At 44.0% G+C, this 12,286-nt stretch carries 9 protein-coding genes; all 9 read left to right on the forward strand.

Annotated features, from left to right (window positions below):
• Position 1: 1 nt before the first annotated feature.
• The 9 genes from gyrA to lapB all read left to right on the forward strand — a co-directional run bounded on the left by gyrA (position 2) and on the right by lapB (position 12,286).
• The gene (gyrA, locus tag LHL20_RS13295) at positions 2–2,716 is read left to right on the forward strand and encodes a DNA topoisomerase (ATP-hydrolyzing) subunit A (protein ID WP_159624686.1); all 2,715 of its coding nucleotides are present in this window, start codon (positions 2–4) and stop codon (positions 2,714–2,716) included.
• A gap of 96 nt (positions 2,717–2,812) precedes the next feature.
• On the forward strand, positions 2,813–3,898 hold the full coding sequence (serC, locus tag LHL20_RS13300; protein WP_226433644.1) for a 3-phosphoserine/phosphohydroxythreonine transaminase: 1,086 nt from the start codon (positions 2,813–2,815) through the stop codon (positions 3,896–3,898).
• Position 3,899: 1 nt separating this feature from the next.
• Complete coding sequence (aroA, locus tag LHL20_RS13305; RefSeq protein ID WP_226433645.1) at positions 3,900–5,183, forward strand: 3-phosphoshikimate 1-carboxyvinyltransferase; 1,284 nt, start codon at positions 3,900–3,902, stop codon at positions 5,181–5,183.
• Positions 5,184–5,339: 156 nt separating this feature from the next.
• Positions 5,340–6,011 carry a (d)CMP kinase gene (cmk, locus tag LHL20_RS13310; protein ID WP_159624682.1) on the forward strand — a complete coding sequence of 224 codons (672 nt, stop codon included), beginning with the start codon at positions 5,340–5,342 and terminating at the stop codon, positions 6,009–6,011.
• Positions 6,012–6,131: 120 nt separating this feature from the next.
• The gene (gene rpsA, locus LHL20_RS13315; RefSeq protein WP_159624680.1) at positions 6,132–7,802 is read left to right on the forward strand and encodes a 30S ribosomal protein S1; all 1,671 of its coding nucleotides are present in this window, start codon (positions 6,132–6,134) and stop codon (positions 7,800–7,802) included.
• A 76-nt stretch (positions 7,803–7,878) separates the two neighbouring features.
• Positions 7,879–8,166: an integration host factor subunit beta gene (gene ihfB / locus LHL20_RS13320; protein ID WP_014949641.1), complete on the forward strand. Its 288-nt coding sequence runs from the start codon at positions 7,879–7,881 to the stop codon at positions 8,164–8,166.
• 229 nt (positions 8,167–8,395) lie between these two features.
• The gene (locus LHL20_RS13325; RefSeq protein WP_226433646.1) at positions 8,396–10,738 is read left to right on the forward strand and encodes a PilZ domain-containing protein; all 2,343 of its coding nucleotides are present in this window, start codon (positions 8,396–8,398) and stop codon (positions 10,736–10,738) included.
• Between the two features lie 118 nt (positions 10,739–10,856).
• Positions 10,857–11,117 carry a LapA family protein gene (locus tag LHL20_RS13330; protein WP_226433647.1) on the forward strand — a complete coding sequence of 87 codons (261 nt, stop codon included), beginning with the start codon at positions 10,857–10,859 and terminating at the stop codon, positions 11,115–11,117.
• Positions 11,117–12,286: a lipopolysaccharide assembly protein LapB gene (gene lapB / locus LHL20_RS13335; protein ID WP_159624674.1), complete on the forward strand. Its 1,170-nt coding sequence runs from the start codon at positions 11,117–11,119 to the stop codon at positions 12,284–12,286. Before LHL20_RS13330 ends, lapB begins: the two co-directional genes overlap by 1 nt.

Raw genomic sequence — 12,286 nt, forward strand, 5'->3', positions numbered from 1 at the left:
TATGTCTGATAACGCTAAAGAAATCCTCCCCGTTAACATTGAGGAAGAGTTAAAAAACTCGTACCTCGATTACGCGATGAGCGTTATTGTCGGGCGAGCATTGCCTGATGTAAGAGATGGCTTGAAGCCAGTGCACCGTCGTGTGCTGTTCGCAATGAACGAACTGAAAAACGACTTTAACAAGCCGTATAAAAAGTCTGCCCGTGTGGTAGGTGATGTTATCGGTAAATACCACCCTCATGGTGATTCTGCTGTTTACGACACTATTGTTCGTATGGCGCAGCCTTTCTCACTGCGTTACATGCTTGTAGATGGACAGGGTAACTTTGGTTCAGTTGATGGTGATTCGGCGGCTGCAATGCGTTACACCGAAGTACGCATGGCAAAAATCGCTCATGAACTGCTAGCCGATCTCGACAAAGAAACTGTTGATTTTGTGCCAAACTATGACGGCACAGAACATATCCCAGAAGTATTGCCTACTAAGGTGCCAAACCTATTAGTAAATGGTTCATCTGGTATTGCGGTTGGTATGGCGACAAATATTCCGCCTCACAACCTGACTGAAGTTATCAATGGCTGTGTTGCGCTTATTCAAGATCCATCTATCACTATTGATGACTTGATGACGTATATTCCAGGTCCAGATTTCCCGACAGCAGCGATGATCAGCGGCCGTAAAGGTATTGAAGATGCATACCGCACAGGTCGCGGTAAAATTTATCTTCGTGCTAAAGCAGAAATTGAAACTGACAATAATGGCAAAGAAACCATTGTTGTAAACGAAATTCCTTACCAGGTTAACAAAGCGCGTCTTATTGAAAAAATTGCTGAACTGGTAAAAGAAAAGCGTATCGAAGGCGTTTCTGCACTGCGCGACGAGTCTGATAAAGACGGTATGCGTATTGTTATTGAAGTCAAACGCAACGAATCTGCCGAAGTATTACTTAACCATTTATATGCCAATACACAGTTGCAAACGGTATTCGGCATCAACATGGTAGCGCTAGATAATGGTCAGCCTAAGGTATTCAACCTAAAAGAAACGCTAGAATGCTTTATTCTTCACCGTCGTGAAGTGGTTACTCGCCGTACTGTGTTTGAATTGCGCAAAGCCCGTGACCGTGCACACATCTTAGAAGGTCTTGCAATTGCACTTGCTAATATCGACCCAATTATCGAGTTGATTAAAGCATCGCAAAGTCCAGCAGACGCGAAGAAATCGCTTGTTGCACAGGGTTGGGATTTAGGTGACGTAGCGCAAATGCTAGAGCGTGCTGGCGATGATGCAGCGCGTCCTGATTGGCTAATGCCTGAATTTGGTATTCGCGACGGCAAGTACTACCTTACGGAGCAACAAGCACAAGCTATTCTTGATCTACGCCTGCACAAACTAACTGGCTTAGAACATGAAAAGATCTTAGAAGAATATAAGCAACTTCTAGAAATCATCGCTGAACTACTTCATATCCTTAACAGCCCTGAGCGTTTGATGGAAGTAATTCAAGAAGAACTTGAAAAAGTTCGCGATGAATTTGGTGATGAACGTCGCACAGAAATTACTGCTGCAAGCCACGATATTGATATTGAAGATCTTATCGAACAAGAAGATGTAGTGGTTACACTGTCTCGCGAAGGTTATGTTAAGTATCAGAAATTAACTGATTACGAAGCACAGCGTCGCGGTGGTCGCGGTAAGTCGGCGACTAAGATGAAAGATGAAGATTTCATCGAGCGATTACTTGTTGCAAATACGCACGACCACATTTTGTGTTTCTCTACACGCGGTCGTTTGTATTGGTTAAAAGTATATCAGTTGCCGTTTGCAAGCAGAAATGCGCGCGGACGCCCAATCGTAAACATTCTTCCGCTTGAAGAAAACGAACGTATTACTGCTATTCTTCCAATCAAAGAGTTTGAAGAAGGTAAGTTCGTACTGATGGCTACGGCTAACGGTACCGTGAAGAAAACAGATCTAAGCCTATATTCACGCCCACGTTCAAGCGGTATTATTGCGGTTAATCTGAACGAAGGCGATGAACTGATTGGCGTGGACATCACCCATGGTGACGACGACATTATGTTGTTCTCTGACGCCGGTAAAGTGGTTCGCTTTAATGAAAAGCTTCGCGATAGCGAAACTGGCGAAGTGAAGCGCGATCCTGAAACAGGTGAAGAGCTTCAAGCGCTACGCCCAATGGGCAGAACGGCAACCGGTGTGCGTGGTATTAAGCTTCAAGACGGTCAGAAAGTGGTTTCTCTTATCGTACCGAAAGGCGATGGCCCAATCTTAACGGCCACAGAAAACGGTTTTGGTAAACGTACGCCGCTAGAAGACTACCCAGCTAAAAGTCGTGCAACGCAAGGTGTAGTATCGATTAAGGTGTCTGAGCGTAATGGTAAAGTTGTTGGCGCTGTGCAAGTAGATGAAAGCAACGAAATCATGCTTATCAGTGACCAGGGTACACTTGTACGTACCCGCGTAAGCGAAGTATCGGTTGTAGGTCGTAATACCCAAGGTGTTCGTTTGATACGTACCGTTGAAGGTGAACATGTAGTTGGTCTACAGCGCATCGAGGAAGTTGAAGAGTTACAAGAGCTTGATGAAGACGGTAACCCAATTATTTCTGAAGATGCACCTGAACAAGCAGAAACTGCTGTTCAAGAGCAAGAAAACACCGCACAAGATGGTGACAGCTCAACGACAGAAGAGTAGGGGTAACGCGCGGCGTTAACGTTTCGCGCATTATCAGTGTTCTTTCAAACAAGCGGCTTCAGCCGCTTGTTATTTTTATAGGTGTTGAAAAACGCAATGAAAGAGGTTTTTAACTTTTGCGCGGGCCCTGCAATGCTTCCAAAGGAAGTGATGCAAAAAGCCCAAGCTGAATTCACAAACTGGCGCGAACTAGGCTGCTCTGTAATGGAAGTAAGCCATCGTGGTAAAGACTTCATTGAAATAGCGGCAAAGGCGGAGCAAGATCTTCGTGACCTATTGTCAGTGCCATCTAATTATCACGTACTGTTCACGCATGGTGGCGGTCGTGGTCAATTTGCTGCTGTGCCGCTAAACCTTTCCAGTACAAGCGACACTAGCTTACATTTAGTGAGTGGCTCTTGGTCAAAAGGCGCAGTTGAAGAAGCTGAGAAGTACAACAACGCAGTGGTAGTAGGTAATGTTACCGACAAAGATGGTCTGCAGTATGTTGCTAATCCTTCACTAAGCGATATTGACCAAACCGCAGCCTATTATCATTTTTGCCCCAATGAAACTGTAGACGGTATTGCCTTTGATTGGCTACCTGAAGCAGGCAATGTACCGTTAGTGTCTGATATGTCATCTACCATACTATCGCAACCTATTGATGTGGCGAAACACGGTGTTATTTACGCAGGTGCGCAAAAAAACATAGGGCCTAGTGGTTTATCGGTGGTTATTGTTCGCGACGATCTGGTAGGCAAAGCACGTAAGGAAACACCGTCTATTTTCGACTATGCGCTAGCGGCAAAATCTGACTCTATGTACAACACGCCACCAACATTTTCGTGGTATTTGGCCGGCCTTGTCTTTGAATGGCTAAAAGACATGGGCGGTGTAGACGCAATGGCCAAACGCAACAGCGAAAAAGCGGCGTTGCTGTATTCAGCCATTGATAGCTCTGACTTTTATTCAAGTAAAGTTCACCCAGACAATCGTTCGAAAATGAATGTGCCTTTCCATTTGGCAGATCCTGAGCTCGATAAGTTATTTTTAGCGCAATCTCAAGATGCTGGCTTACTCGCGCTAAAAGGACATCGTTCGGTAGGGGGCATGCGTGCCAGTATTTATAATGCAATGCCAATTGAAGGCATTGTGGCGCTAGTTGAATTTATGCGCGAATTTGAAAGAGTGAATGGATAAAATGGAGCAGTTAACATTAGACCCGATTGCAAAGGTATCGGGAGAGGTCAATGTACCTGGCTCAAAAAGTTTGTCTAATCGTGCATTGTTGCTTGCAGCACTGGCGGAAGGACAAACTGAACTGACGAACCTGTTAGACAGTGATGACATTTCGCATATGCTAAACGCCCTGACCAAGCTTGGCGTTAGTTATGAGCTTAACGAAGATAAAACCCGTTGTGTTGTGCAGGGCAATAATGGTGCGTTTAGTGTTGCCGAGCCTCTAGAACTATTTTTGGGTAACGCAGGCACAGCGATGCGACCTTTATGTGCGGCACTTGCAGCAAGTAATGTTGATACCGTACTTACTGGCGAACCGCGCATGGAAGAACGCCCGATTGGGGATTTGGTTGACGCACTACGCGAGGCCAATGCCGATATTACTTATTTGAAGAACGATGGTTTTCCACCACTTCAAATAAAAGGTAAAACGCTAAGCGGCGGCGAAATGTCAGTTGACGGAAGTGTTTCAAGCCAGTTTCTTACAGCATTGCTCATGGCAGCGCCACTTTTTGCCGGTGATGTGGTTATTCGTATCAAAGGCGAACTTGTCTCTAAACCTTATATTGATATCACATTAGATACTATGGCTAAATTCGGTGTGTCGGTAGATAACGATAGCTACCAGACATTTACCATCTCGGGCGATGCAAAGTACGTTGCGCCCGGTAAATTTATGGTTGAAGGTGACGCATCATCCGCATCGTACTTCCTTGCAGCTGGTGCAATTAAAGGTGGTACAGTACGCGTAACCGGAATAGGCCAAAATAGCATTCAAGGCGACATCCGTTTTGCTGATGTACTTGAAGCCATGGGGGCGAAAGTAGAGTGGCACGACGAATACGTTGAAGTGACGGGAGCACCGCTTAAAGGGGTTAATATGGACATGAACCATATTCCAGATGCGGCCATGACCATTGCCACAACAGCCTTGTTTGCAGAAGGTCCAACGACCATGACAAACATCTACAACTGGCGCGTTAAAGAAACTGACCGACTAAATGCCATGGCGACAGAACTTCAAAAGTTAGGCGCAAAGGTTGAAGAAGGACATGACTATATAACTGTGTGGCCTACTGATAAACTTAAGCATGCAGAAATTGACACGTACAATGACCATCGAATTGCTATGTGCTTCTCGTTAGTAGCACTAAGTGACACACCGGTGACTATCAATGATCCAGGTTGCACACGCAAAACATTCCCCGATTATTTCTCGCGCTTTAAAACACTTTATGCATCTTAATATGCTCGATGGACGTTTAATTTAAGTCCATTTGGTCTTTTGATCTGTGTCAGAAATAATTAAAAGTAGAATGCCGCCTTTTTCAGGTGGCATTGCTTATCTTGAAGTAAAGCGTATAATTGCGCGCGATTTTTGTAATTAGATGATGGAGCAGGTATGCATTCCACACCCGTAGTCACGGTTGACGGTCCTAGTGGTGCTGGTAAGGGTACGTTAAGTAGCTTATTAGCAAAGAAATTAGGGTGGCACTTTTTAGATAGCGGAGCAATATACCGCGTACTAGCAGTTGCCGCACTACACCACGACCTTCCGTGTGATGATGAAGAATGTGTTGTTCCTCTTGCAACCGGTCTTGATGTGAGTTTTGAGACGAATGAAGAAGCAACGCGCATCATTTTAGAAGGTGAAGATGTCACTGATGATATTCGCACTGAAGATGTGGGCGCAGTGGCTTCAAAAGTAGCAGCACTACCTAGAGTGCGTGAAGCACTGCTTCGTAGGCAGCGTGCATTTCAACAAGACCCTGGTTTAGTGGCAGATGGTCGCGACATGGGTACGGTTGTTTTCCCAGATGCGCCGGTTAAGATTTTTCTTACCGCTAGCGCTGAAGCCCGTGCTGAGCGTCGCTATAGCCAGTTGAAAGCTAAGGGCATGGATGTTAATATTGCGCGCCTTTTAACCGATATCAAGGCAAGAGACGAGCGTGATACACAACGCGCGGTTGCCCCTTTGGTACCGGCACAAGATGCTGTAATTATTGATTCAACGGACTTGGATATTGACCAAGTCTTTGAAAAAGCGATGGATATTATTTCCTCACGCCTTTAACAGACGAGAGCTGATCGCATCCAAAGCAGTGTTGCTACAGGAAGTGGCGACTAATTTTAATAACCCCACGTTATCCGGATTAGAAGCGTGGATATCAACTTAAAAGTTTATTTGAGACTTATGACTGAAAATTTTGCACAACTTTTTGAAGAAAGCTTACAAGAACTAGAAACACGTCCTGGTTCAATTGTAAAAGGTACTGTTGTTTCTATCGACAAAGACATCGTTCTTGTTGACGCGGGCTTGAAATCAGAAAGTGCTATCCCAGCAGACCAATTTAAGAACGCTGAAGGCGAACTAGAAATCGCTATTGGTGACGAAGTAGACGTAGCACTAGATGCAGTTGAAGATGGTTTCGGTGAAACTATCCTATCTCGCGAAAAAGCGAAGCGTCACGAAGCGTGGGTTGAGCTGGAAAAAGCTTACGAAGATAAAGTTACTATCAAGGGCGTTATCAACGGTAAAGTTAAAGGCGGTTTCACTGTTGAAGTTAACAGTGTACGCGCGTTCCTTCCTGGTTCATTAGTAGACGTACGCCCTGTACGTGACACTACTCACTTAGAAGGCAAAGAGCTTGAATTTAAAGTTATCAAGCTTGACGCTAAGCGTAACAACGTTGTTGTTTCTCGTCGTGCAGTTATCGAAGCTGAAAGCAGCCAAGAGCGTGAATCACTTCTAGCTAACCTTGAAGAAGGTCACGAAATCAAAGGTATCGTTAAGAACCTTACCGACTACGGTGCGTTCGTTGACCTTGGTGGCGTAGACGGTCTACTACACATCACAGATATGGCTTGGAAGCGCGTTAAGCACCCAAGTGAAATCGTGAATGTTGGTGACGAAATCAACGTTAAAGTACTTAAGTTCGACAAAGAGAAGCAGCGTGTTTCTCTTGGTATGAAGCAAATGGGCAACGATCCATGGCAAGAAATTGCTTCTCGTTACCCAGAAGGTACTAAGATCAACGGTCAGGTTACTAACCTTACTGATTACGGCTGCTTCGTTGAAATCGAAGACGGCGTTGAAGGTCTTGTACACGTTTCTGAAATGGATTGGACTAACAAGAACATCCACCCATCTAAAGTTGTTAACCTAGGTGACACCGTAGATGTAATGGTTCTTGAAATTGACGAAGAGCGTCGTCGTATTTCTCTAGGTCTTAAGCAGTGCATTGCTAACCCTTGGGAAACATTTGCTGAGTCACACGAAAAAGGTGACAAAGTGTCTGGTAAGATCAAGTCAATCACTGACTTCGGCATCTTCATCGGCCTTGACGGCGGCATCGACGGTCTAGTTCACCTTTCTGACATCAGCTGGAACAAGTCTGGTGAAGACGCGGTTCGCGACTACAAGAAAGGCGACGAAATCTCTGCAGTTGTACTACAAGTCGACCCAGAGCGTGAGCGTATCTCTCTTGGCGTTAAGCAAATCGAAGAAGATCCTTTCAACAAGTATCTGACAGATAACAAGAAAGGTGCTATCGTTACTGGTACAGTAACAGCAGTTGATGCGAAAGGCGTTACTGTAAACCTAGCTGAAGAAGTTGACGGCTACATCCGCGTTGCAGATCTTGCTGTAGAGCGTGTTGAAGACGCAACTGAAGTAGCAAGCGTTGGTGATAGCATTGAAGCGAAGTTCATGGGCGTTGACCGCAAGAACCGCACAGTTAACCTATCTGTTAAAGCGAAAGATCAGGCTGACGAAAAAGAAGCTATCGATAAAGTTAACCAACAAGAAGATGTTGGTTTCGCTAACGCGATGGCAGAAGCATTTAAAGCTGCTAAAGGCGAATAATGCTTTTGTGGGTGTGCGAATGCACACCCAGTTCGCGATAGCTGTTTAAACAATAATATTGACAATGAGGTTAAGCATGACCAAGTCTGAATTAATTGAACGGCTCGCGGATCAAGCGCGTCATATTCCTGCGAAGGAACTTGAACTGGCCATTAAAGAGCTTCTAGAGCAGATGGCGCAAACTTTGCAAAAAGGTGAGCGTATCGAAATTAGAGGTTTTGGTAGCTTTTCTCTTCACTACCGTGCGCCACGCGTAGGTAGAAACCCAAAAACGGGTGAAACGGTAAAGCTTGACGGTAAATATGTACCGCACTTTAAGCCAGGTAAGGAACTTCGTGAAAGAGTTGATGCGTCAATTGCATAAAAATTTTGAAAGCCGCTGAAAAGCGGCTTTTTTATTTCTGTATCTATTTAACTAAGAGTAAAATGCTTAAAGCAATCCAACTCTTAACAAGTTCGCCAATGTAAATTTCTCACAAAAACATCACTTTGGTTGCTTTTTATACTTTGGTTTAGTTGACTTTGTCTATTGACGGGTAGATTAATACGGTTATATATTATCCAGATAATAAAAAACGGTATTAGTAGAAGTAATGTCAGCCGGCGACGAACAATCAATAATTAAGCAATATCAGCCGCTCATACGTGCTTTAATCCCCTATGAACAGCAAAACAAGCTGTTAGAGGGGATAAACAAGTTCTCTAAAAGACTCCCAAGTAGCGTAAGAAAAGTTGTTAAAGAGGAAGTGGTACGGTTAACATCACTTACAGATGCTCCTGCTGATAACTCTGCCTTCGCACAATTCCCTGTAATGAAGTTTAAGCACTTTGGCGTACAGATGCGCTTAGACAAAGTAGGGGCTCAAATACTCAAAAACGAAACATCGCTTTATCAGGATAGATATACTGTAGGTGTTTTTGAGTCTGTAATGAATTCTGACTTTTACCAGTCTCAGATAAAGAAAGAGCAATTTAAAAAGATTGTCGATGCATTTAATGTTGAAAGCCAGTCGTTCACTGATATTGACTTTGGTGATGATATCGCGATTCGGCCGAATTTTACCCTTGCGTCTACTCAATTCGAAAAGGGAAGGCATTGTGCAGTAAGTTCGCTGTCTTACAAAGGGTTCTCGCTAGAGACCAAGCGTCCACCTAATGCGAGTACTGGTGATAAGCTCACTTTTACATTACCAGAGATAGCAGGCCTCACTAGAGAGCCTACGGAAGTGACCCTTGAATTAGAGTCAGTTAAGTACAACAAGCATCTAGGAAAGTATGAATCGAGCTTTGTTTTTCCCGATGACCTTGACCCCGCGCTAATTACCGCGTTAAAGCGCTACGTCAGCATTACGGCTTACAAGCAACCATTGCAGCGTGATTTAGAAATAGAGCGCGCAATGCAAGAACTAGAGCGCGATCGCATATTAGAAAATAGCCCATGGCTTCCCGTTTTCCTTGCACCAAACAAAACATCGCTAAAACCTATCATTGCGCTTTTCACGAAAGCTAACGTGGAACACAACGACACAACGAAAGTGTTGGCTAGCCTGCAAGATAAACCCATTTTTGCAATGCTTGTTGAAGAGCTTAGGAAGTACAATGAAGCATACGTATTTCACGGTAATATAAAAACAAAAAAGGGCAATGTTCAAATTACCGCTACGCATCGTCAATTATTAAAGCTTGGTCAATTGAATGCGCTTGTATACTTGTTGGCAAAAAGTGGCGATTTTATTTGTACTCACTGTCGCTTAGATGAAGTGAGTAAACAGGATAAAATTAAAGCTTTCGCCATTCACGACATCGCAAGCAAGGACTTCGAGCATTTAGCACAAATTACTCATGTGCTTTATTGCAAAGATGTCACAAACTATCTCAGTAATTTATCACTGCTCACCAAATGTGATTTCAAACCTTTGTCCAAGACACTTAAAGCCAGTGGAAAGAACTGGCAAATTGATTATGTTATGGAGGAAGACTTAGATAGGCGTTGTGAAACGCGATATTTAATGGATAAGACTGCGTCAATTAAAACAGGGCTGTTGTCATCAATCGATGCCCGTGTCTCTGACTTAAGTGCAAGTGGTATGAAGTTAAAAGTAGCGCCTAACAGCGATGTGCAGCAAGAAATTCGCGTAACAATACCAGACCTTAAGATTAAAGGTGAAAAGTATAAGGTAGTGCACTATGACGCTGATAATGGCGTTGTACGTTTGTGCTTAACCGAAGACGCGCGCAAAGCCAAAGTGAGTTCCAGTGTTGGTTCTATGGTCGAAGAGAACACTGCCTATTTCAAGCTAAACGACATTGCTCGTACGCAGCGCCTTACCCACCGTTTTATCTGGGAACTTGCCGTAAGGCATATGCCTTCGTTGTCGGTATTGTGCGTAATGAATCGGTTTACTCTAGACAGATTAAAAACGGTATACCAGAGCGACGCTTCAGACGATTTATATCCGTTCTCTCGCACGCAAAATATTATCCCGCTTCATGGTTTTTTCGCAGACAAAGGGCAAGCTAAACCTAAATCTCAAATATTAGAGGCGATGTTCAAAGAAACCTCTGAGCAAGCTCTTGTTGTTCACTGCGTTCGAAAAAGTGATAATCGACTAGTTTATATCAAAGAACGCGACTTCCTTTTTTCAAAGTTGCGGACGCAAATCAAAAATCAACTTGATGAGAGTAAAATCCAACTGAGCGCTACGGATGTCACCGCGGTACGCTGCCATGGCGCTACAACGCCATTGACGAAAAAGCGGCTAGCACAACTTTCAAAACTCGATAAAGCCATCTACGACAAACTAGAGACAATGCAAGCAGGGTATACTCACTGTATCTTTATCACTAATATGTCGGCATTACATCACGATTTGGTAGTTGATAACCTAATAGCGAAAGCGCAAAGACAAGATGCCGAGAGAGAAGGGGCGGCATAACTCGTGCTGGCTTGTTACCTCTACTTATCGTAATGAGATGAACCTTCATCCTCGCTTTTTCCTATTATCTCTTTGAGCAATTTGCTATTCTTATCAATAAATCAATAAAAAGGGTTTAGTGTTGAAAGGGATCCTGACATTCATACTCATTTTAGTGCTATTGACGTTTGCATTTGTTATTGGCGCACTAAATGAATCTCAAGTAACCGTAAATTATCTTATCGCTCAAGCGAATTTACGTATGTCTACGTTAATTGCTATCACCCTAGCCATAGGTGTCGCAATTGGTGTTCTAGTTATGCTGGTAAGTTGGCTGCGTTTGCGTGTACAACTAATGGCAGCACAAAACAAAATTCAGCGATTGGAACAACAACACTAATGCTAGAACTGCTGTTTCTACTTTTGCCTGTTGCGGCTGGATACGGTTGGATAATGGGCCGAAATAGTGTCCGCCAAGCGCAAAGAAAGCAGTCAAGTATTCTCTCTAAACACTATTATAAAGGGCTGAATTTTCTCTTATCTGACCAGCCCGATAAAGCTGTTGATACACTTATTAAAATGATCAACGTCAATAGCGACACAGTCGAAACCCATATTGCAATGGGTAGCTTCTTTCGTCATCGAGGGGAAATAGACCGCGCGATTAAAGTGCATCAAAATCTAGTGAGCCGCGATGAGCTTCAACCTGCACAACGTGAAAATGCGTTAAGAGAGTTGGGGCACGATTATACGCAAGCCGGATTTCTCGAGCGCGCTGAAAATGCATTTCTGCAATTACTTAATAGTGAAAAGCATTACCTTGTCGCACAGCAGCAACTATTCAGTATTTACCAAACCACCAAAGAATGGGAGCGCGCAATAGAGCTAGCTGAGCGTATGGTTCAATGTCATGGCGACAATGATGAGGTGTGTGAGCGTTTAGCACATTTTTATTGTGAGCAGGCTGCGGTTGAGCTTAAAAATGAAAGCCAAGGCGCCGCACTGACCTTACTGCAAAAAGCCGTGAATGCAGATGAACATGCCGTAAGGCCGTGGCTTATGCTGGGCGAAATCTCACTAAACCAGAAACGCTATACCGATGCCAACGCGTATTTCACACAAGTGGCAGAAAGGGATATTAATTGGTTCAGCGAAGCAGTACCTAGTCTCGAAAAAATAGCTGAAGAAACTGGAGACTGGGAAGCGTTTCAACAAAACTTGGAAGCACACTGGCAAGAGTGCGCAACATCCTATTTGGCAATGGTTGATGTATTACTTAAACGTGGCGACACGGCACAAGCGGCTGAATATTTACTTGAACAGTTGCGCAAGCGTCCTACCATGCGCGGTTTCAAAACGCTAATGGGCTTATACATCGATCAACTGTCAGATCAAACGACGGCCGACAGCTTGCGGTTGTTAAAAGAACTGGTTGAAAAACAAATGTTACAACGCCCCAAGTATCGTTGTAACAGCTGTGGCTTTTCCGGTCGTAAACTATACTGGCTATGCCCCAGTTGCAAAAAATGGGGTGTAGTGAAACCAATTAAAGGGCTAGACGGAGAATAA

This window comes from Alteromonas sp. McT4-15, from assembly GCF_020515205.1.
In the GTDB taxonomy this organism is placed as follows: domain Bacteria; phylum Pseudomonadota; class Gammaproteobacteria; order Enterobacterales; family Alteromonadaceae; genus Alteromonas.